Origin of the sequence: Paraglaciecola chathamensis S18K6, assembly GCA_000314955.1 — a bacterium.
GTDB lineage: Bacteria > Pseudomonadota > Gammaproteobacteria > Enterobacterales > Alteromonadaceae > Paraglaciecola > Paraglaciecola chathamensis.
Map to the genome: position 1 here is coordinate 73,213 of BAEM01000029.1, position 21,115 is coordinate 94,327.

At 42.8% G+C, this 21,115-nt stretch carries 24 protein-coding genes and 1 riboswitch; of the genes, 12 read left to right on the forward strand and 12 right to left on the reverse strand.

All coding sequences use genetic code 11. The features are described from left to right. Positions 1-36 precede the first annotated feature (36 nt). The 3 genes from GCHA_RS09140 to GCHA_RS09150 all read right to left on the reverse strand — a co-directional run bounded on the left by GCHA_RS09140 (position 37) and on the right by GCHA_RS09150 (position 3,922). The gene (locus tag GCHA_RS09140; RefSeq protein ID WP_007987371.1) at positions 37-1,995 is read right to left on the reverse strand and encodes a beta-galactosidase; all 1,959 of its coding nucleotides are present in this window, start codon (positions 1,993-1,995) and stop codon (positions 37-39) included. A gap of 251 nt (positions 1,996-2,246) precedes the next feature. Next, positions 2,247-3,173 carry an electron transfer flavoprotein subunit alpha/FixB family protein gene (locus GCHA_RS09145; RefSeq protein ID WP_007987372.1) on the reverse strand — a complete coding sequence of 309 codons (927 nt, stop codon included), beginning with the start codon at positions 3,171-3,173 and terminating at the stop codon, positions 2,247-2,249. Then, entirely contained in the window at positions 3,173-3,922 is a 750-nt protein-coding gene (locus GCHA_RS09150) for an electron transfer flavoprotein subunit beta/FixA family protein (protein WP_007987373.1), read from the reverse strand. The genes GCHA_RS09145 and GCHA_RS09150 overlap by 1 nt, the downstream gene beginning before the upstream one ends. A gap of 431 nt (positions 3,923-4,353) precedes the next feature. Here GCHA_RS09150 and GCHA_RS09155 point away from each other — a divergent pair, with 431 nt between their 5' ends. The 6 genes from GCHA_RS09155 to fur all read left to right on the forward strand — a co-directional run bounded on the left by GCHA_RS09155 (position 4,354) and on the right by fur (position 8,952). Beyond that, a complete protein-coding gene (locus GCHA_RS09155; RefSeq protein WP_039992282.1) occupies positions 4,354-6,003 on the forward strand; it encodes an electron transfer flavoprotein-ubiquinone oxidoreductase in 1,650 nt (549 codons plus the stop codon). A 183-nt stretch (positions 6,004-6,186) separates the two neighbouring features. Next, complete coding sequence (locus GCHA_RS09160) at positions 6,187-6,588, forward strand: H-NS histone family protein (protein WP_007987375.1); 402 nt, start codon at positions 6,187-6,189, stop codon at positions 6,586-6,588. 114 nt (positions 6,589-6,702) lie between these two features. After that, a complete protein-coding gene (locus tag GCHA_RS09165) occupies positions 6,703-7,461 on the forward strand; it encodes an alpha/beta fold hydrolase (protein ID WP_458252573.1) in 759 nt (252 codons plus the stop codon). Between the two features lie 61 nt (positions 7,462-7,522). Beyond that, on the forward strand, positions 7,523-7,735 hold the full coding sequence (locus GCHA_RS09170) for a DUF2788 domain-containing protein (RefSeq protein WP_007987377.1): 213 nt from the start codon (positions 7,523-7,525) through the stop codon (positions 7,733-7,735). A 54-nt stretch (positions 7,736-7,789) separates the two neighbouring features. Beyond that, positions 7,790-8,314, forward strand: a complete 525-nt coding sequence (gene fldA, locus GCHA_RS09175; RefSeq protein WP_007987378.1) for a flavodoxin FldA — start codon at positions 7,790-7,792, stop codon at positions 8,312-8,314. Positions 8,315-8,532: 218 nt separating this feature from the next. Further along, the gene (gene fur, locus GCHA_RS09180) at positions 8,533-8,952 is read left to right on the forward strand and encodes a ferric iron uptake transcriptional regulator (protein WP_007987379.1); all 420 of its coding nucleotides are present in this window, start codon (positions 8,533-8,535) and stop codon (positions 8,950-8,952) included. Positions 8,953-9,123: 171 nt separating this feature from the next. Here fur and GCHA_RS23025 read toward each other — a convergent pair whose 3' ends face one another. The 9 genes from GCHA_RS23025 to moaA form a co-directional block, all read right to left on the reverse strand. Continuing rightward, positions 9,124-9,267 carry a hypothetical protein gene (locus tag GCHA_RS23025; protein WP_007987381.1) on the reverse strand — a complete coding sequence of 48 codons (144 nt, stop codon included), beginning with the start codon at positions 9,265-9,267 and terminating at the stop codon, positions 9,124-9,126. 411 nt (positions 9,268-9,678) lie between these two features. After that, on the reverse strand, positions 9,679-10,371 hold the full coding sequence (modB, locus tag GCHA_RS09185) for a molybdate ABC transporter permease subunit (protein ID WP_007987385.1): 693 nt from the start codon (positions 10,369-10,371) through the stop codon (positions 9,679-9,681). Beyond that, a complete protein-coding gene (gene modA / locus GCHA_RS09190) occupies positions 10,361-11,110 on the reverse strand; it encodes a molybdate ABC transporter substrate-binding protein (protein WP_007987386.1) in 750 nt (249 codons plus the stop codon). The genes modB and modA overlap by 11 nt, the downstream gene beginning before the upstream one ends. 43 nt (positions 11,111-11,153) lie before the next feature. Next, positions 11,154-11,624, reverse strand: coding sequence for a molybdopterin synthase catalytic subunit MoaE (gene moaE, locus GCHA_RS09195; RefSeq protein ID WP_007987389.1), 471 nt, complete (start codon positions 11,622-11,624; stop codon positions 11,154-11,156). 4 nt (positions 11,625-11,628) lie between these two features. Next, positions 11,629-11,874 (reverse strand): molybdopterin converting factor subunit 1, encoded by a 246-nt coding sequence (moaD, locus tag GCHA_RS09200; RefSeq protein WP_007987391.1) that lies wholly within the window; start codon positions 11,872-11,874, stop codon positions 11,629-11,631. Continuing rightward, a complete protein-coding gene (gene moaC, locus GCHA_RS09205) occupies positions 11,871-12,371 on the reverse strand; it encodes a cyclic pyranopterin monophosphate synthase MoaC (RefSeq protein ID WP_007987393.1) in 501 nt (166 codons plus the stop codon). Before moaC ends, moaD begins: the two co-directional genes overlap by 4 nt. A gap of 3 nt (positions 12,372-12,374) precedes the next feature. After that, positions 12,375-12,920: a molybdenum cofactor biosynthesis protein B gene (gene moaB / locus GCHA_RS09210; protein ID WP_007987394.1), complete on the reverse strand. Its 546-nt coding sequence runs from the start codon at positions 12,918-12,920 to the stop codon at positions 12,375-12,377. A gap of 114 nt (positions 12,921-13,034) precedes the next feature. Beyond that, positions 13,035-13,733, reverse strand: coding sequence for a molybdenum cofactor guanylyltransferase (gene mobA / locus GCHA_RS09215; protein WP_007987396.1), 699 nt, complete (start codon positions 13,731-13,733; stop codon positions 13,035-13,037). A gap of 130 nt (positions 13,734-13,863) precedes the next feature. Further along, a complete protein-coding gene (moaA, locus tag GCHA_RS09220; protein WP_007987401.1) occupies positions 13,864-14,832 on the reverse strand; it encodes a GTP 3',8-cyclase MoaA in 969 nt (322 codons plus the stop codon). Then, a riboswitch (molybdenum cofactor riboswitch) is annotated at positions 14,826-15,006 on the reverse strand. It overlaps the preceding gene by 7 nt. 286 nt (positions 15,007-15,292) lie before the next feature. Here moaA and GCHA_RS09225 point away from each other — a divergent pair. From GCHA_RS09225 to GCHA_RS09250, 6 genes are all read left to right on the forward strand, one after another. Beyond that, positions 15,293-16,183: a hypothetical protein gene (locus GCHA_RS09225; RefSeq protein WP_007987403.1), complete on the forward strand. Its 891-nt coding sequence runs from the start codon at positions 15,293-15,295 to the stop codon at positions 16,181-16,183. After that, positions 16,176-17,000 (forward strand): HAD-IIB family hydrolase, encoded by an 825-nt coding sequence (locus tag GCHA_RS09230; protein WP_007987406.1) that lies wholly within the window; start codon positions 16,176-16,178, stop codon positions 16,998-17,000. Before GCHA_RS09225 ends, GCHA_RS09230 begins: the two co-directional genes overlap by 8 nt. A 62-nt stretch (positions 17,001-17,062) precedes the next feature. Continuing rightward, a complete protein-coding gene (locus GCHA_RS09235) occupies positions 17,063-18,292 on the forward strand; it encodes a glycosyltransferase family protein (RefSeq protein WP_007987409.1) in 1,230 nt (409 codons plus the stop codon). A gap of 26 nt (positions 18,293-18,318) precedes the next feature. Continuing rightward, positions 18,319-20,079 (forward strand): sugar phosphorylase, encoded by a 1,761-nt coding sequence (locus GCHA_RS09240; RefSeq protein WP_318248958.1) that lies wholly within the window; start codon positions 18,319-18,321, stop codon positions 20,077-20,079. Between the two features lie 508 nt (positions 20,080-20,587). After that, positions 20,588-20,794 carry an EF-hand domain-containing protein gene (locus GCHA_RS09245; protein ID WP_007987416.1) on the forward strand — a complete coding sequence of 69 codons (207 nt, stop codon included), beginning with the start codon at positions 20,588-20,590 and terminating at the stop codon, positions 20,792-20,794. Positions 20,795-20,863: 69 nt separating this feature from the next. Beyond that, complete coding sequence (locus GCHA_RS09250; RefSeq protein WP_007987417.1) at positions 20,864-21,082, forward strand: EF-hand domain-containing protein; 219 nt, start codon at positions 20,864-20,866, stop codon at positions 21,080-21,082. Positions 21,083-21,115: the final 33 nt, after the last annotated feature.

Here is a 21,115-nt window from a genome sequence, read left to right on the forward strand (position 1 = left end):
CAAATGAAACGCTGGGCGTTTATATTGCTATATAGCTTACTTAAGCCTTGTAAATGAAACGCCAGGGCACGTTATCCCCTGCCATTCAACGGCTTGCTGGTTAAAGTTCTGTACTAGCGTGGTATTACCTCGTCTACTAAGTCTTAGGCCTTTGGGTAGACGGTAAGTTGTTATTCCCGCTCCACTTAACGCTTCGATTAAGACGCTGCTAATTAACCCTGCTGATAATGCACCAATGACACTTACCTTGTCTTTTTGGGTGACCGCAGGCAAACCAACCATAGGCCCATGCGTGTAGGTATGCGTCACAACAGCACTGGTTGCTTCATAACTCTCACACCAAAGCGTTGCGCTAAACTCTGTCTTTGTATTTTCACAACAAATTGCTTGTTCTAATGTAGGACGAAGCGAATCAAAGTTTGCCAGTTTAATGCCGACTATATCTTCGATTAATTCGAACTGCCCTTTGTTAGCAACACGCCCTGAATTATGACGAAAAGCCGTACGCGGGCCAAATATAATAGGGGTCGATTGAGCTTGGTTTGTCAGTACTCGGGCCGTTTTTTCATCCATTAACGTTAGAGCGGGGGCAACAACCAGCGCATATTGTTTATCTGCCAATTGCTCGGGGTGAATAATATCAACATCAACCCCTAGTTCGCGCAATGCAGTGTAGAACATCATAAATTGATGCCAGTAATTTAAGTCTTTATTATGAGGCTGCACGTTGTAGGCCCATAGACTATTGTAATCGTGTAACAGCGCGACTTTTGCATCTACTTTTTCAAGTGCGAATTGGCTAGGGTCAAAGTCTTTCACTTCTTGATAACCGCGATCAGCGCGTCCGTCTTGCTGCAATAACCCGGAATGCATGATTTCTTGAGCCATGTGGCTTGCCCGCCACCTAAAGTAAGTTACTGAACTTGCGCCATGAGCCCACGCCTGAGCGGACCACAACTGAACTGCACCTTTGGCGGGTAACGGATTGTACTGCGCCCAATTAGCGTGACCGCATTGCTGCTCCATTATCCAAAAATCTTTACCACCTTTAATGCCGCGATATAAATCGTGATTAAAACTAACCAAGTCGGGGTGACCAGTGCGGGCGAATTCTGTTTTTGTTTCCTCGCTCTCCCAAGTAGCGAAAAACTCTAGCATACCGATTGGATAGCTATCCCAAGCGACAAAATCTAAGTTTTTGGCCACTTTGTATAGGTCAAACTCTTCGGCAAAAATAACGAAATTGTGGGTAATAAACCGATCCGGCGACAGCGCCCTAAGCACCTCTATTTGCAGCTGTTGAAACTCGTCTATCATGTCCGAACAAAAGCGCTGATAATCTAATACCTGCGACGGGTTGGGCTGGCGAACAGCCGTTAAATTTGGCGGACAAATTTGCGACCATTGTGAATAATCTTGGCTCCAAAAGGCGCAGCCCCAAGCTTCGTTTAATGCGTCCAAGGTTTGGTAACGAGCTTCAAGCCACTTAGGAAAACGCGCCGCGCTCGCACCGCCATAAGACACTGCAGTGCCTTCATGACCTAACTCATTATCAGTCTGCCAACCAATCACATCAGCATGTTGACCATAGCGCTTCGCTATCTCGGTTGTAATTCGTTTGCATTCTATGCGGTACGTTTCACAGGCATGGTCATAGTGACGGCGCGAACCAAATTTCATGGTCTGGCCTTGGGCATCAATGGCTAAAATTTGTGGAAACTTTTGTACTAACCAAGCAGGAGGCGTAGCTGTGGGGGTACACATTACAATCTTAAGGCCTTTTGCAACATACGTTGCAATCGCATCATCTAGCCACTGCCAATCAAATACGCCATCTGTAGGTTCAATTTTAGCCCAGGAAAATTCAGCCAGACGAACATATGTTAGGCCTAACGCTTTTTGTTGTTCAGCATGTTCCGCCCATTCATTCTGGGGCACATGTTCAGGATAATCACACACGCCAATACTTAATGTGTCGCTATTTGGTATAGACATAACCAACTGCCTCTTGTTTCAATTTGTATGATAAATATGATGTGAGGAAAATATAGAGTTATAGCAAGTAACGCAAAGACTATTTTAGCAATAAACGCTCGTTCGATTAATTATTCTACGCATTATATTGGGAGCATCCTAGTAGTGGGTGTTCTACACTAGCGCAGCCATTAAAAAAGCCGCTAAAAGTAGCGGCTTTAGTTTGCATATCAGAATAATAGATACACGAGAAAAAGTAGCGTAAATTTACGCTACAACGCAGCTTCTAATTGCGGTAAGACATCAAACAAATCTCCGACTAAACCATAATCAGCGACTTGAAAGATAGGTGCTTCTTCATCTTTATTGATAGCCACTATGACTTTGGAGTCTTTCATACCTGCAAGGTGCTGAATAGCGCCAGAGATACCCACCGCGATATACAATTGTGGGGCGACTATTTTACCCGTTTGCCCGACCTGCATATCGTTCGGCACAAAGCCGGCATCAACGGCAGCACGTGAAGCTCCCATAGCCGCGCCAAGCTTATCTGCAATGCCATCTAGCAATTTAAAGTTTTCACCGTTTTGCATCCCTCGCCCACCGGAAATCACTATATCGGCTGCGGTCAGTTCAGGACGTTCAGATTCAGTAAGCTCTGCGCTAACAAATGCTGAAATGTCTGAGTTTTTAACCACATCAATCGTTTCAACAGGTGCATTATTACCTGTGCCGTTAGCATCAAAAGTAGACGTTCGTACCGTTAATACTTTAATGCTATCACTTGATTGAACAGTCGCAATGGCATTACCCGCATAAATAGGACGTACAAACGTATCGCTACTTTGCACACCAATCACATCTGACAATTGCGCCACATCTAACAACGCGGCAACGCGGGGCATAAAGTTTTTACCTGTGGTAGTGGCTGCACACACCACGTGACTGTAGTCTTTGCCTAATTCAGCAACTAACTCAGCTACGTTTTCCGCTAACTGATGTTCATACGCTTCGTTGTCAGCAACTAATACTTTACTCACACCATCGACTTCGCTTGCTTGGGCCGCGACGTCAGCGCATTGATGTCCCACAACAAGTAGGTGAAGGTCATCACCCATTTTCGTCGCAGCATTAACCAGCTTAAGGGATTCAGATTTTAATTGGCTATTGTCGTGCTCTGCATATATAAGAATTGCCATTAGATCACCTTCGCTTCGTTTTTCAATTTATCAACCAATTCAGCTACATCAGCCACTTTTACACCGCCTGAACGTTGCGCTGGTGGCTCAACTTTAAGCACCTTAACGTTAGATGTTAACTCAACGCCAAAATCAGCAGCAGCTTTCACATCAAGAGGCTTACGTTTTGCTTTCATAATATTCGGTAGTGAAGCATAGCGTGGTTCATTTAGGCGTAAATCGGTCGTAACCACTGCAGGCAAGTTCAGTTCTACTGTTTGCAAGCCACCGTCAATTTCGCGAGTCACTTTAACCTTACCGGAATCAATGTTCACTTCAGAAGCGAATGTGCCTTGGGGCATGCCAGTTAACGCAGCTAACATCTGCCCGGTTTGGTTATTATCAGAATCTATTGATTGCTTACCCAGAATAACTAAATCAGGGGACTCGTCTTCAACGACTTTCTTAAGGAGTTTGGCAATTTGCAATGAGTCTAGTGACTCACTGGTATCGATTTGCAAGCCACGATCAGCACCGAGTGCTAATGCAGTTCTGATTTGCTCTTGGCAAGATTTATCACCAATCGAAACAACCACGATCTCTGTTGCTACACCTTTTTCTTTTAGTCTTACTGCTTCTTCAACCGCAATTTCACAAAATGGATTGATAGACATTTTGGCATTGGTTAAATCCACTGCACTATTATCGGCTTTAACGCGTACTTTAACGTTATAGTCGATGGCGCGTTTTACCGGCACTAATATTTTCATTTTCACCTCATTTGACAGGCGTTTGAGCAACAAAAAATGTAATTTAACATTACATTTACGGAATGCATTTAATTTACGTTCTGTTGACGTGCACGTCAACCCGTGCACAATACTCACAAATGACCAATCGCAAAATATGGCGTTTTAAGGGTGGGATCACAGTGATAATTAATCCAATTCCAACGTAAAATGTAGATAATAACGCAGTGACTAGCCTAAATATTGTGCGATGGTAAATAATCACTGGCATTGTAATAGGTAGCAGTTAAGCCCTCTATAAATGTGGCTTATAGAAAATATATATACAAATAAGTTGCGCTTTATCGGCTCTATCCGTAAAACAACAACCAACTAAATTGTAAAAATTGTGTAACAAACAAAAACGAACGCATTTTTTTAATTAATACATGTTTATAAAAGAGGAGATACTGGTGGAACGAGAATCGATGGAGTTTGATGTAGTGATAGTCGGTGCTGGTCCAGCTGGGCTCTCAACCGCATGTCGACTGATGCAATTAGCTCAGGAAAAAGAACAAGAACTCATGGTCTGCGTCGTTGAAAAAGGCTCCGAGGTGGGGGCGCATATTTTATCAGGTGCGGTATTTGAAACCCGAGCGTTAGATGAATTGTTTCCGGATTGGAAATCAATGGGCGCACCTCTCAACACTCAGGTAAAAGAAGACCATATTTATTATCTGCGCGATGAGCAAAAAGCGACTAAGTTACCGAATTTAATGACACCGAAAACCATGCATAATGAAGGTAACTACATTGTGAGCATGGGCAATATGTCACGTTGGTTAGCAGAACAAGCTGAATCGTTAGGTGTAGAGGTGTTTCCTGGCTTTGCCGCCGCAGAAGTGATTTACAACGATGATGGTAGTGTTGGTGGGGTGATTACCGGTGATATGGGTATCGGCCACAACGGTGAACATAAAGACGGTTACATGCCGGGCATGGAATTACGCGCGAAATACACTGTATTCGCCGAAGGCTGCCGCGGCCATTTAGGCAAAGAGTTAATCGCTAAATTTGATTTAGACAAAGGAAAGTCGCCTCAACATTATGCAATTGGCTTCAAAGAAATATGGGATATTGACCCAAGCAAGCATCAAGAAGGCCTAGTAGTTCATAGTGCAGGTTGGCCTCTTACCGAAGCATCAGGTGGCTCTTATTTGTACCATGCGGAAAATAACCAAGTTTTTGTTGGCTTAATTGTTGACCTAAATTATAGCAACACGCACTTGAGCCCATTTGATGAGTTTCAGCGCATGAAACATCATCCGGTCTTTAAACAATATTTAGAAGGCGGTAAGCGCGTTAGTTATGGCGCACGAGCCATAGCAAAAGGCGGCTATAATTCGTTGCCCAAAATGACATTACCTGGCGCCCTACTTGTTGGCTGCGAAGCAGGCACACTCAATTTCGCCAAAATTAAAGGTAATCATACGGCCATGAAATCCGGCATGTTAGCAGCCGAAACGCTCATTCAGGCCCTAGGAGCAGAAGAGCAAGGTGGAAAAGATTTAACGGATTATGCTAAACGGTTTGAAGAGTCTTGGGTTTTTGATGAACTATTTCGTTCACGCAACTTCGGGGCCGCATTACATAAATTTGGCACATTTGGCGGCGGCGCTTACAACACCCTCGAACAAAATATCTTTAATGGCAAAATGTTTTTCAATTTGTCAGATAATGCGAAAGATTTTGAACAACTTAAACAATCTAAAAATTGCGCAAAAATCGATTACCCTAAATACGATGGCGTATTAAGTTTCGATAAATTATCTTCTGTGTTTTTATCTAATACTAACCATGAGGAAGATCAGCCTTCACATCTGAAGTTAAAAGATAATGCAATTCCAACCACAGTAAATTTGCCCTTGTACGATGAACCTGCACAGCGCTATTGCCCTGCTGGAGTTTACGAAATAATCGACAATGAACAAGGAGAAAAAGCGCTGCAAATTAATGCACAAAATTGCGTGCATTGTAAAACCTGCGATATCAAAGACCCTAGCCAGAATATTAAATGGGTAGTACCAGAAGGTGCTGGTGGTCCAAATTATCCGAATATGTAATTAAACTGTAAACATAAAAAAGGCGAAAATTATTTCGCCTTTTTTATTTATATTACTCAATAATTGCAATTTTTAATTATTTAGCGCTATGAAAAAGTAATTATTTCGATAAACTTATTGCTAACTATCACGTAAAAATATATGTTTCGTATTAGGTATACATTTAAAATTAAAAGGTAAATTATGAGTGATTTCATTAGCATTTTGACTCATGGACGTCGTTTACAAGGAGCAGTAAAGGAATTATCTGTTGAGGAATTAGAAACTGTTGCAGATAAGCTAAATTCCATCATTGAGAATCGCAAAGCAAAAGAATTAGAACAGCAAGAAGCTGAGCGAGAGAAAAACGAAAAGCTAAATCAGATCCTTGCTCAATTAGAAGAAGCTGGGTTAGATGTGAACGACCTTCAAAAAGCTGAGCCTGCGAAGAAAACGGCGAAAGTCGGCAAAAAGCGTCCGGTAAAATATAGCTTGAAAGATAGTGAAGGTAATGAGCATAAGTGGACCGGCATAGGTCGTATGCCTAAAGTATTCAAAGCAGCACTTGATAGTGGGAAGTCGTTAGAATCTTACCTAATTGATTAATTCACTTTAGTGGTCACTAGTTTGTGACCACACCCCCTTTCTTACTTTCTTCTGTAATCCTTATTTATCAATTAATAGGGGAGTATTATTTCTAATTTACACATTCACCATAGAATTGATCGCGCCGCAGAAAACCAACCTTGGCTATTATTAATTCACGGCCTATTTGGCAGTCTAGATAACCTTGCCATGTTGCGTCGACAATTAAATAAAGAGTTTAATATCATTTCGATAGATTTACCCGACCACGGCAAATCACAACATTCAGAGCAGTTCAGTTTCCCTGCTTATGCACAGGCAGTTATTCATTTACTGTCGACACTGGAAATCACCAAGATTCATTTGGTTGGCCATTCTCTTGGCGGCAAAATTGCAATGCAGATGGCATTGTCCCAACCGGATTTAATAACCACATTAACCGTTTTGGATATCGCGCCTGTTACTTATGAACCCAGACACGAGAATGTATTTAAGTCTTTGCTAAGTGTTAATCTAACAGAAATTGATGATCGTAAAGATGCTGACAAACAAATGAGTGAGTTTGTATCTGAAGCATCGGTCAGGCAATTTTTACTGAAAAGCTTGTATCAAGACAATGACTCTGGCCACTGGCACTGGCGTTTTAATTTAGCGCTGCTAGACCGTGATTACCCAATACTCTCAAAGGGTATCGATAGTGAGCAAAAATTTAGCAAGCCCGTGTTGTTTTTGAAAGGTGAAAAGTCTGACTACTTAAAAGCCAGTTACACAAAACAGACCACCGAATTATTTCCTGATAGTCGGGTTAGAGTCATTTCAGGTGTAGGTCATTGGCTGCACGCTGAAAAACCTTCAGAATGCGCAAAACATATACGTACATTTTTACTAAATTAGTTTTTTTCAACCCTGCCTCAATATGCTAAAGTAGCGCCGCAATGAAATGTAGCGAGAGACCATGTTAAGCGATAATTATGAACAAATTGAGGCCATCGCCCTAGACTTGGCGCTGGTAGGTTTATTTTTACTCATGGGCTTTGCTGTACATGATGTTTTGAGAAAAAATAATGTGCCTATGATAGGTAGAGTAGTCGTTTATTTAGTCTTGTTTTTAGGCGCTGCTGGCTTCCTGTTTAAAGGCGTTGTGCAATATTTTTGGCAAGCAACTTAATGGTTCTGGTTAACGTCCAGACAGATATAACTAGATTTTGAGGTATTCAACACAATGGCGAGCGTAGGCCTTTTTTTTGGTAGTGACACAGGTAACACTGAACATATAGCCAAGATGATCCAAAAAGAGTTAGGCAAAGGCCTAATTGACGTACATGATATTGCTAAAAGCAGCAAAGAAGATATTGCCGAGTTTGATTTACTCATGTTCGGTATTCCTACTTGGTATTATGGTGAAGCGCAATGTGATTGGGATGACTTCTTTCCTGAATTGGAAGAGATCGATTTCGCTGACAAACTAGTGGCAATATTTGGCTGTGGTGATCAAGAAGACTACGCTGAATACTTCCTTGATGCCATGGGTATGGTAAGAGATATCGTTGAAGCCAAAGGTGCTATCCTTATTGGACAGTGGCCTAGTGAAGGCTACGACTTTGAAGCATCAAAAGGCATGGCTGACGATGATCATTTTGTCGGGCTCGGCATTGATGAAGATCGTCAACCTGAGCTGACCGAAAGTCGAGTTAAAGCTTGGTGTAAACAGATACACGAAGAAATGTGTTTAGCTGAGCTTCAATAACCACATTAATATAAAGTTATTTTTTATAAGGAGCGCAAGCTCCTTTTTTATATAAGACTTCACGTTATAAGGTTTAGGGACTGTTTAGACACAAAAATGTGCTAAACGCCTTTTTATAACACAGTTAAATTAGTAAACAATGATATGACTGGATCACTGGCGATATTATCGGTACAGTTTGGGATTAAGTTGTTTACATTAAAAGTTAAGTTGGATCTATGGACCAAAATAAAGAATTAAAAAAAGCGGGATTGAAAGTCACGCTACCTCGTTTAAAAATCCTTGAAATACTGCAAGATCCAGATAATCAACATATCAGCGCTGAAGATGTATACAAGATCCTAATCGAGCAAGACGAAGAAATCGGGTTGGCGACGGTTTATCGTGTTTTAAATCAGTTTGATGACGCTGGTATTCTAAACCGTCATCATTTTGAAGGCGGGAAATCTGTTTTCGAAATTAGCCATAAAAAACATCACGATCATCTAGTGTGTTTAAATTGCGGTAAGGTCATCGAATTTGAAGATGAAGTAATTGAAAAACGTCAAGAAGAGGTCGCCAAACGCCATAATATGACGCTTATTCATCATAGTCTGTATCTTTATGGCGAATGTCAGGAAGACTGCGGTAACGAATAACCGCAACGTCCAGCTCAGGGGATCTCTCCGCTAAAGCGCTTTTTAAGTTGCTGTTTACACCAAGCTGATTTACACGCTACCCAAGATCAACCGTTAAAGGTGGTTTATCTTGGGTATCCGCCCCCCTCAAGCCCCCCCTCAATACATAGTCGCGTAAGCCCCTTATTGTTATTACTTTTCTAAGTCTTTCACCCAATTTCTAGGTAATTCTGCGGCCACAACTTGAAGAGGACGCAAGGTATCATCCGTTACCCAGGCTACCACAGCAAATCCACGCGCATCTATGTTGGTTTTTAACGAATTTAACTGCACCACTGACGTGTCGCGGTAATCAACTTGCTGATGTTCAAGAACAATGAAACTTTCTGCTAGTGCTTTATACCAATCCGCATTAATAAGTGCCCCCCTCAGAATGCGTCCAGCGGTTTTTGATTAAGGCGTCGCTATGAAGCAATGGTTGTTCCCTTTCGAATAGTGAGAACGCAGAGCAAAAGCTGCTGGGGCATTCCTTTCAGGCGAGTTTTGAAAGGGCTTACACTGCGTTGCATGACTTCGAAAGAGAACAACTATTCATTCAGTCATGCGCCTTGTTTAAGCCCTTTTAAACTCTCGCTGAGTGATCACTTATTAACGTGGAATGGTATTACCTTTAGTCTCACCGCGCTGCACTTGAGTGGTGATGCCTAATACTAATTCCAATATCCGCTGAACAACATCACAGGAACATCACAAAACCGTCGTATTTTCTCTTTTTCTAAGGACGCTAAGGAACAAAAGTACTACAAACGCGAAGCACACTAATACCATCGCGACTTGATTGGCCGCTTCCATTTGATTTGTTTCTATTAAGTCATACAGCAATATAGACAGCACCCTCGTTTCACTTTCAATATTACCCCCTATCAGCAACACTACACCAAACTCGCCTATGGTATGAGCAAAGGCCAATATGCACCCTGTCGTTATTCCATGCTTACTTAACGGCAAAATAAGCCACTTAAAGGTTTGGATCCGATTCGCGCCTAAAGTACGGCTCGCATCTAGTAAATCTCTATCGATTTTAACGAACGCGTCACGGATTGGCTGAACCATGAATGGCAAACTATATAAAATGGAGCCGAAAAGTAATCCATAAAACGAAAACACAAGGGTTGAATCAAACACCGAAACCCAAGCTGATCCAACAGGGTGTTGCGGTGAAAACAGCACTAATAAATAAAAACCAAGTACCGTAGGGGGTAACACGAGCGGGAGGGTAACGCATGCTTCAATAACAGGTTTGAACCGGTTGTTCGATTGGCTAAGCCACCACCCCAAGGGTATTGAGATAACCAGTAGTATTAAGGTTGTCGTAATCGCAAGCTTAAGTGTCAGTAAGGTTGCAAGCCAAATTTCATCTGCAAAGAGGTCACTGAACATCCGGTTTTACTCTAGGAATAGATTGCATTTTACTGCTTTGGTAACCGCTCTTTGTAATGATGCTTTGGCCCGCGTCACTTAATATAAAATGGTGGAATGCCATCACCTCTTGCGTTTCATGTTCTGGCCGCCCCGATTGCTTAATCACGACCATTTGTTGGTTTATTGGCGAGTATAAATGACTGGGCAGAAGCCAATAGTCTTTACTTTGCCCACTGCGCTGTATTACTTGGCTGAGCGCGACAAAACCTGCCTCAGCGGCGCCAGATTTCACATAATGGGCCGTTTGCGACACGTTGTTACCCAATACAATGCGTGATTGCAGCGCGGTGTATGTGCCTAGTTTCTGCATTGCTTGTTTTGCTGCTAAACCAAAAGGGGCAAGTTTCGGGTTAGCAATAGCGAGTTTACCCGTTAACGTATTAAGCGATTCAGCGTTTACCGAAGAAAACCCTTTGCGCCAAAGGACTAACTGCCCCAAGGCGTAGTTTTTTCGAGTATTAGCCTCAACAAGACCGCTCTTTTCAAGTCGCTTTGGGCGGTCACTGTCAGCGGATAAAAATATATCAAAAGGAGCGCCTCGGTTAATTTGCGCATAAAGCACACCAGTAGAAGCACTTGACACTCGAATGTCTGCCTTAGGGTGCATTCTTGTATATTCATCGATTAAGGTGACTAACGTGGGTTTAAAATTAGCGGCAACGGCGACCTTTACCTCAGCATGGGCGAATACCGGCATACACACTCCAAATAAACATAACAGTGCGGCCTTAAGGACTGGCTTACATTTCATCTTGCTTGTCCCACCTAAGTCGCGCTTGGGTATCGCTCACATTCGCTGCCACCCACTTATCTCCTTCCGAGGTGGACTCTTTCTTCCAAAAAGGTGCCTCAGTCTTGAGATAATCCATAATAAACTGAACCCCGTCAAAGGCGTCCTTACGGTGGGCTGACGTTAAACCAACAAAAACAATCTGCTCCCCCTGTGCAAGTCGCCCTACCCTGTGAATAAGAATGATTTTACCGAAATGCCAACGTGCACGAGCGGCAGTCACTATGTTCAACAAACTGGCTTTCGTCATCGCCGGATAGTGTTCTAGGAACAAATCGCCAACTTCATGGCCTTGGTTAAAATCTCGCACTAGGCCACTGAACGTTACAATGGCACCGTTTGCAAGACTGTCTTGCCTGAGTGCATCATAAAGTGCACCTTGATTAAAGTCTTCAGTTTGTACCTCAATCACATCTTGCACTTGGTTATCCTCCCGTAACAGGTGGAAAAAAGGCAACTTCATCGCCGTCGCTAAGCACCGTTTGATCATTGCCGATGGTCTTATTAACCGCGACCAAAATCGAATCGTTCGTCAGGTAATGTTGCCATTGAGGATGCATTACGCCCAATGTCTTTTTCAGCTCACCAACGCTTGTAGCGGCCTCTTCAACCTTAACAGACGGCATTTTGACTTGGTCTTTTAACTGGCCAAAAAATAACACTTGGATCATAACGCTTGCGCCTCTTTTCTTTGCCAGTGTCCCGTTTTCCCGCCTAGCTTTTCCACAACCTGAATACCGTTTATCGTCATCGATGGGTCAACAGCCTTACACATATCAAACAGGGTTAACGCCGCCACAGAAACAGCGGTGAGTGCTTCCATTTCAACGCCTGTCTGACCGGCTAATTTGCACATCGCGCTAATTCGAATGCCGCTTTCATCTTCAAGGGTGGCAAAATCTATTTGTACTTTGGTTAACATAAGCGGGTGACATAAAGGAATCAAATCACTGCACTTTTTTGCCCCTTGAATGCCAGCGATACGCGCAACGGCAAACACATCACCCTTGGCATGTTGCTGATTATTTATCAGGGATAACGTTTTGGGCGACATCAACACATTTCCTTGTGCGTAGGCAACCCTTTGCGTAACAGATTTATCTGTTACATCAACCATGTTCGCTTCGCCATGCTGATTAACATGGGATAATGTTTTTTCCTGCGTCATATATTACCCTCGACTGTCACAAGGCGGCGCCTCGCTATCTTTCAAATGAACAATAAAATTACACGGTCGATGATCAGCATTAAGCTGTTGTTGCAATATTCCCGTCCACGCAGTGCGACACGCCCCCGTCGACCCAGGCATACAAAATATTGCGGTGCCGTTAGCCATGCCCCCTAAAGCGCGAGACTGAACAGTCGAGGTGCCAATTTCGGTATAGGAAATATATCTAAACAACTCGCCGAAACCTTCGATTTCCTTATCAAATAAAACCGACAGCGCTTCAGGTGTAGTATCTCGCGCTGTAAAGCCTGTTCCTCCAGTCACTAACACAACTTGCACTTGTGTTGATGCTATCCAATTTGAAACCGTTGCTCTTAATTGATACTTATCATCTTTTACGATGCGCTTTTCAACCAAACGATGCCCATCAGCTTCTAACGCGTTTACCAGAAACGCTCCTGATGTATCGGTTTCTTCATCCCGCGTGTCTGAAACGGTAAGCACTGCTATGTTCAGCGCTACGTGCTTATTACTTGATGTATGTGTCATAGGTTTTTGTTCTCTTAGTACGTTCTTTATCAGGTCATGGTTAAAGACGAATTTCTATAGCCTAATGTTGTTTCAATTTTCCAGACTATCGGCATTCTTTCGCGTCAGGCATTTTCAAGTATTCGTTGAACAGGCATTTAGTTTATGCCACTGCTCAGGTGAATTAACGTTAACAAACTCATCCACACTCACTGTATGGGGAATAGGGATCGCCTGCCCTTGATTTACCTTAAGCAATTGGTAAATCGACAACGCCTTCTTATCTCGTAATACGCTCGCAAGGTATTGCAAGATACTCTTATGTAAAGGCACATAAAGCGGAAGATTGAAACCTGTAAAGTGCGCTAAGTTGTTATTATTTTGCGCTTTTTCAATCAATAACATTATCGTCCTAGCCGTTAAATTTGGCATATCAACGGGCGTTACCAACATAGCACTTATTTGCTCGGCTGGTTCAAGCTCACCAGCGACAGAGCGCTGATTCAGTGCATACGCAAGACCAGCATGAATACCGGCTAGCGGACCACAATCAGGATAAACATCGTGTAACTGCTCAGCGCCATTGCCACTTACGATGACTTGCCCATTACAAACACTCGACAGCACATTTTGAGCATGCTCAACTAGTGATTGATTTGTCGAACGCAAACATAGGAGACTTTTGTCTTGCCCCATACGGGTAGATAATCCACCAGCTAACACTAGACCTAGCACGTTCGTTTTCTTCAAGCGGTCATTGTTCAACTGCTCACTTGTGCCTTCATCTGGGCGTATAGTTAAACCTGTACCTGCTATTGCAGTTGTTGTGTTCATTCGCTTACGTCATCGAGTAGAATTAATTAAATTCATTAAGTTGGGCTATTTATCAAACTGAGCATTTCGAGTTGAATACTTCTCGATTTGAATACTCACGCTAAATATTCCCACTGAGCCACGATTTTGGCTAACCACCAAGCATCGCAAGGTGTTTCGTCGCGCCGGTGTATCCATCGTGCAAAAAGTGGGTCGATTTTTTATCGCCTAAAAGCACGGTTAGCTCTTCCTGCAAGCGCTGGGTATCGTCATCAGTTATATACTCACGAATATCAAGACCGTGTTCACTAAACAAACATAGATGAAGCTTACCCAAAGCAGAAATGCGTAAGCGATTACAACTAGCACAAAAATCTTTACTATACGGCATGATAAGTCCAATTCTCCCTGCAAAGTCAGGATGAGAAAACTCTTGCGCTGGCCCTGCCGCTTTATCACGAATAATTTGCTGCCAACCATCTGAAACAAGTTGTTCTTTGATAGGCATTCCAGAGGTATGATTTCGATCGAAGAACAGTTGATTGTCACCTGTTTGCATCAACTCAATAAAGCGTAAGGTGATCGGCGTTGTTTTAATCCACTGTAAGAAAGACGATAACTCATGTTGGTTAAAATGACGCATCAGCACCGCATTAACTTTAACGGTTACCCCGAGCTCTATCGCTCTATCGATTCCACGTAAGATAACATCCAGTTTGTCATGCCCAGTAATAGAGGCAAACATACGAGGATCTAAGCTATCTATACTGATATTCATTGAGGTCAGACCCGCATCAACCCAACTGTCGATATGCTCAGGTAATTTGTAGCCATTAGTGGTAATGGCGACCTGCTTAATACCTGGGGTAGTTGCACAGGCGCGAATAGCCTGCGGCAAATCTTTGCGTAATGAAGGCTCGCCGCCTGTAATACGAATTTTACTGGTGCCTAATTGTGCAAATGCACTGGCAATGCGTTTAATTTCATTCAAAGACAAAAAGTCTCTTGGTGTGTCGCACTGATAACCATCTGGCAAACAGTACTCACAACTGAAATTACACACATCTGTAATCGACAGCCGCAGATAATGAAATCGACGACCGAATTTATCTTGCAACATATTCACTAACACCTTTCCAAATTGAAGTTGCCACGCATAATCGCGGTGACACTTACGGGGAGGCTGTCCGATTTCTCTCGCAACCCTGGCGAATAGCATTCATTTGAATGCGATCCGCGGCCAGCACACCCTGTCTTGTGAGTTAGGTATGAAGGCTCGGAGTTAAACCACAGTTATTTTTACCATACTTTAGGGCGCCAAGGCTATTTGTCCCGATAAAATGGCGATAAATAGTTGTGTATAAATATGTATCGTGTCCTTTAAACACCTCATACCCCATAAACCCTACAATTAACTGAGTAAGGTGCCATCAAGGGGTGCATTCCCTTACTTGCAACAACTTAGACAAAGGCATTTTATAGTGGTTGGCATGTATGTTGATTAAATAAAAATGTGATGAGGATTTGTTTCTCATGAACAAACAACAATATTGGTGCACAACAAGGGAGATAGCGTTTATATGTTAACCGAATTTTCTGATAAACATCAGTTAAGTAAGGAATTTTTACATGATGCAAGAAAATGGTACATCCCCCTTGCGAAGAATATCGCGAAGCACCAAAATGGTGCGAGCGCGCCCTATTTCTTAGGCATTAATGGTTGCCAAGGCTCCGGAAAATCGACGTTATCAGCGTTTCTTTGTGATTACTTAACGCAAGAGCATGGTTTAAATGTCGTGGTTATGTCTCTCGATGACTTTTACTTAGATCAGTCTCAGCGTAATGCGATTGCCATTAAAGTTCATCCTCTGTTTAAGACGAGAGGGGTGCCTGGAACCCACGATATGAAACTCGCGTCCAACGTTATTTCAGCACTTCAACAACACAAACCCATTTCTATACCGCGCTTTGACAAGGGCACAGATAATCCTGCACCCAAAGAACATTGGCAACACGTTAGCGCGCCGGTCGATGTTGTTATTTTTGAAGGTTGGTGCTGGGGGGTTGAACCACAGGAAGACCGTGAACTTGACAAGCCGTGCAACAAGCTTGAGCTAGATCAAGACGAAACCGGCGTTTGGCGCAGGTTCGTAAATAAGCAGCTCGCCAAACATTATGCCCCGCTATATGCCAATATGGATTATTGGATTATGCTAAAAGCACCTTCATTTGAGTGCGTTTACAGCTGGCGTTTAGAGCAAGAACAGAAGTTACGCCAGGTCCTTGCTGCAAACGACACTATTGTCGGTAGCAATGTAATGAGTGACGCTCAAATTTTTGACTTTATCCAATATTATCAACGGCTCACAGAACATGGGCTTGGTACATTACCGGACAAGTGCGATGTGGTATTTACCTTGAACGAACAGCGCAGAATAACTGCACAACAAGACAGAGGTGCACATGCTTAAACAACTGCTCGTATTTACTGACATGGACGGCACATTGCTTGATCATCATGATTATAGTTATGCGCCAGCACTTAATATGCTGGATATATTAAAGGGTAGGCACATTCCCGTGATACCCACCACCAGTAAAACCAAAGCTGAGCTAGATTCATTAATGGGAGACTTGCAACTAAATGGCCCCTTTATCGTTGAAAATGGCGCAGCGGTGTACGTCCCACAGCATGTTATTCAAAATCAGCCCAGTGACACATTAACCAGTGAGGGCTTTTGGGTTAAAGCATTTGCTCAACCTCGCGAGCATTGGCTAGCGCTTATTGATGAACTTGCAGAAGAATTTGACGGCGAATTTTTGCAATTTTCAACGATGAGCGTTCAGCAAATAATGGAGCATACTGGGCTGGATGAATGCCACGCAAAATTAGCAAATTCGCGTATGTATAGCGAGCCCGTCAAGTGGATAGGCCCCCCCGAGCGTAAAACACAATTTGTCACCCAACTGCAGCAACTCGGCGCTACAGTATTGCAAGGAGGGCGTTTTCTAGGGGTTTCCGGAAACTGCGATAAAGGCCAAGCACTACAATGGTTAGTGAGCGCATTTCAGAGATCATTGGGGCACAAAGCGACCTTAAGTATCGCATTAGGAGACAGCGGTAATGATGTCGCTATGCTTGAAGCCAGTGATATAGCAGTGCGCATTAAATCACAATCCCATGCTTACCCTCCTCTAACCCGAACAGATAATGTTTTCGACAGCACGCTATACGGTCCATCTGGATGGAGCGAGTGCTTAACAAAAATTTTGATTAATGAAGGGTAATGATTACTCACCATTATCGTTAATTTATATTTAATTTTTATCCTAGAACTAAAGGAATCATCATGGCTGACTTTTATCAAAACGGCATAGTTACCACGTTACATAATCTATCTGAGCGACCTGTAGAAGAATTAGAAAAAGAGTTAGTTAGCTTTGCACGCAGACGCCCCATGGCCCTGATTTTGCCTTCGCTATTTTCAGAGCTAGAAGGCGAAGCCCTACCCCATATCGTATCGGAAATATCCAAAGTTCCTTATTTGTCTCAAGTTGTGATTGGCCTCGATCGTGCAGACAAAGAGCAATTTAAACATGCTTTAGGTTTTTTCGATAAACTTGGCCAAAACCACCGAATTTTGTGGAATGACGGCCCGCGTTTAAAAGCACTCGACAATGAATTATCTGAGTTGGGTCTTGCCCCGAAAGAATTGGGTAAAGGACGTAACGTTTGGTATTGCATGGGCTACATTCTTGCTACAGGAACTGCCGAGTCAGTTGCACTTCACGACTGTGATATTCTCACTTACGAGAGAAGTCTACTTGCACGACTTATCTACCCCGTCGCCAACCCACAATTTAACTATGAATTTTGTAAGGGCTACTACGCTAGGGTCGCTAACGGTAAAATCAACGGTCGTGTATCTCGGCTACTCGTTACACCTATGCTACGCGCTTTAAAACGCGTTATCGGCAATACTGATTATCTCGACTTCATGGATAGTTTTCGCTATCCCCTTGCCGGGGAATTCTCATTTAGACGAGATGTGTTGAACGATATACGTATTCCGAGTGATTGGGGGCTTGAAATTGGTGTGTTGTCAGAAATGCATCGAAACTATTCCAGCAATCGTTTATGTCAAGCTGACATTGCGAAAACCTATGACCATAAGCATCAGGATTTGTCTGCTGACAATGACGCCGGCGGCTTATCTAAAATGTCTATCGACATCACCAAAGCCATGTTTAGAAAGCTTGCCACTCAAGGTGAAACTTTTAACATGGAAACATTCCGTTCTATCAAGGCAACTTATTATCGCATCGCGTTAGACTTCGTCGAAACCTACCACAACGACGCCATTATGAACGGACTAAACCTCGATATTCATAATGAAGAAAAAGCGGTTGAATTATTCGCACAGAATATTATGAAAGCAGGCGAAAGCTTTTTAGATAATCCGATGGAAACGCCCTTCATACCAAGTTGGAACCGTGTCGTAAGTGCAATGCCCAATGTACTAGAACGCCTTAAAGACGCCGTTGAGCAAGACTATAACGAGTGTAAAGAATCTCTTTAGAACAATAAAAAATGAATGGTGAAGCAATGCAAAGTACCTATAACCAATTAACTGAGTTAGTCGAACATCACTTGGCTGTTATTTATAATGACATCGAGTTAGCTCAATCCTATCAGGAAATAGCAAGTCAGTTGCTCGATACCATGGGCTTTAAAGAAGATGTGCACATGACTCCCCCATTGCGACATCACAACAATTGGACCCAAGAAGATGCAGTACTCATAACCTATGGCGATTCAATAGAATCGCCGGGAGAAAAACCACTAAGTACGCTTCACACGTTTTTAACCAACAGCTGCGCTAAGAATATAAACAGTGTGCATATATTGCCGTTTTTCCCTTACAGTTCCGATGATGGCTTTTCAGTGATCGATTATTCGAGCGTGAATGAATCATTAGGCGACTGGGAAGATATTAAGCGTATCGCTTCAGACTTCAGATTAATGTCAGATGTCGTCATTAATCACTGTTCATCACGAAGTGCTTGGTTCGATAATTTCATCAAGGGTGAAGGCCCTGGCAGTGACTTCTTCTTCACTGCTAGTCCAGATGAAGACTTGTCGAATGTCGTCCGCCCTCGCATCTCTCCATTACTTCGAGAAACGGAAACGGCCAAAGGTATTGAACACGTTTGGTGTACATTTAGTCACGATCAAGTTGATTTTGATTTTCGTAATCCTAAAGTGCTGCAAACCTTTGTCTCTATTATTCGCCAGTATCTTGATAACGGGGTACGTATTTTCAGATTGGACGCCGTAGCATTTTTATGGAAAAAAATTGGTACGAGCTGCATAAACTTGGAACAAACCCACGAAGCAGTTCGATTGCTACGTACATTAATTGAATACGCACAACCTGATGCAATTATCATTACCGAGACCAATATCCCCAATCGCGAGAACCTTGCATACTTGGGAAATGCAAATGAAGCACACGCCATATACAATTTCTCGCTCCCGCCGTTATTGGTAAATACACTGATTACGGGTGACTGTCATTACCTTAAGTCTTGGTTAATGAGTATGCCGCCGGCCCAAAATGGTACGACATATTTTAACTTTATTGCCTCTCACGATGGCATTGGTCTTCGCCCTGCTGAAGGTTTGTTAGAAGATGAAGAACTCACTGTTTTGGTTAATACAATGCAAAACTTCGGCGGCAGAATATCTTGGCGAGCATCAGAAAATGGGCAACAAAAGGCCTATGAAATTAACATCGCCTTATATGACGCGTTGCAAGGCACCACCAAAGGGACAGACAAGTGGGGATTCCAACGCTTCATGTGTGCTCATGCCATTATGTTGGGTCTTGAAGGAATACCAGGCATTTATATTCATAGCTTGTTAGCCACAAGCAACGATTATGAGCGCGTAAAAAACACCAGTCATAATCGCGCGATAAACCGCCATAAGTGGCAATATGATGCGTTACAAGAACAACTGGAATCCCCTTACTCGCAACACCATCGTGTATTAAATGCAATGGGTGACTTACTTACTATTCGACGACAGCAAGTCGCTTTTCATCCAAATGCGACTCAGTTTACCTTGCAATTAGGCAGCAAAATCTTTGGGTTTTGGCGCCAGAGCATCGATAGACGTCAAAGTATATTTTGCCTAAGCAACATATGTGATGAGACACAAGAAGTGCATCTAAGTGATATAAACTTAGTAGGCACTGATGAATGGATCGATCTCATCACGAAACAGCCTATTTATGCAACGGATTGCAGCCTAGAGCTCGCTCCGTATCAAACGATGTGGATCAGCAACTTACCTAAACGATAGGCGTCAATGTACGCTTCGCGCTTGTTGTCTTATGTGACGTTGCTTTGTAAGACACAATGTAATAAACGGTGTGATGAAATGCGCGGTTTGGTAGCCAGCATTTCGCACCGCGGATCCTTATTCATTTTGTCGCTTTTAGGCTACGCGTAGCGCATTTGCTTCGTTATAACCCACTGTTTTAACTAAGTTTTTAATTAATCCCGTCTATTGTGTAACTGTATGAGCACAATAAATTACCCATCTTTTTTTACATCTCATTGATAACACGTCCGCTCGAACTTAAGTCATTGTATTTTATGTGATTTTATCAGTTGGCATAATCCATGTAATAGCCAGATTATATTCACGCTAACGTCGAACAGTGGCTTGCTTGTCCTCGTTTGCGATGAATGATTTAGCATTGCCGGTCGCCAGTTCAGTAAGTTTAAAACATGCTGAAAAAGAGCGTCAAAAGAGCGGCAAAAAACGAAAACCTAGCTACATTATTTAGCCATAAGGAATCGACAAAATGAAAAAGTTAGTTGTTGTAACCAGTCTTATTTTCGCCTCTGCAAGTGTAATAGCGCAGGACGATTTACTGGAAGCATTAGATACCGACAATGATGGCCGTATTAGCTTAGAAGAAGCGTCTGCGGATGCTGCGCTATCGTCTGTATTTACCGAACTAGATGTCAACAAGGATGGTTATCTAAGTGCAAGTGAGCTTGAAAATTAGTCGAGCGGTTCGAATAGTATTAGCGTCTAAATGAACAACCGACATACTTTTAATAACGAGGAGAAACAAATGAGAAAACCAATTATTGCCTTAGCTATTGCCATGACCTCTATGGGCGCAATGGCCGCTACTGATATTTTCGCTGCGTTAGATGTTAACGAAGACAATATGCTTAGTGCCAAAGAGGCTAGCATCGATACAACCTTGGCAACGATATTTAACGACTTGGACAGTAACAAAGACGGTTTCGTTTCCAAGAAAGAGTTCAGTGTATTGGAACAACAATAACGCTTGATTCGCGCTAGATTAAAGGAGAAAAGC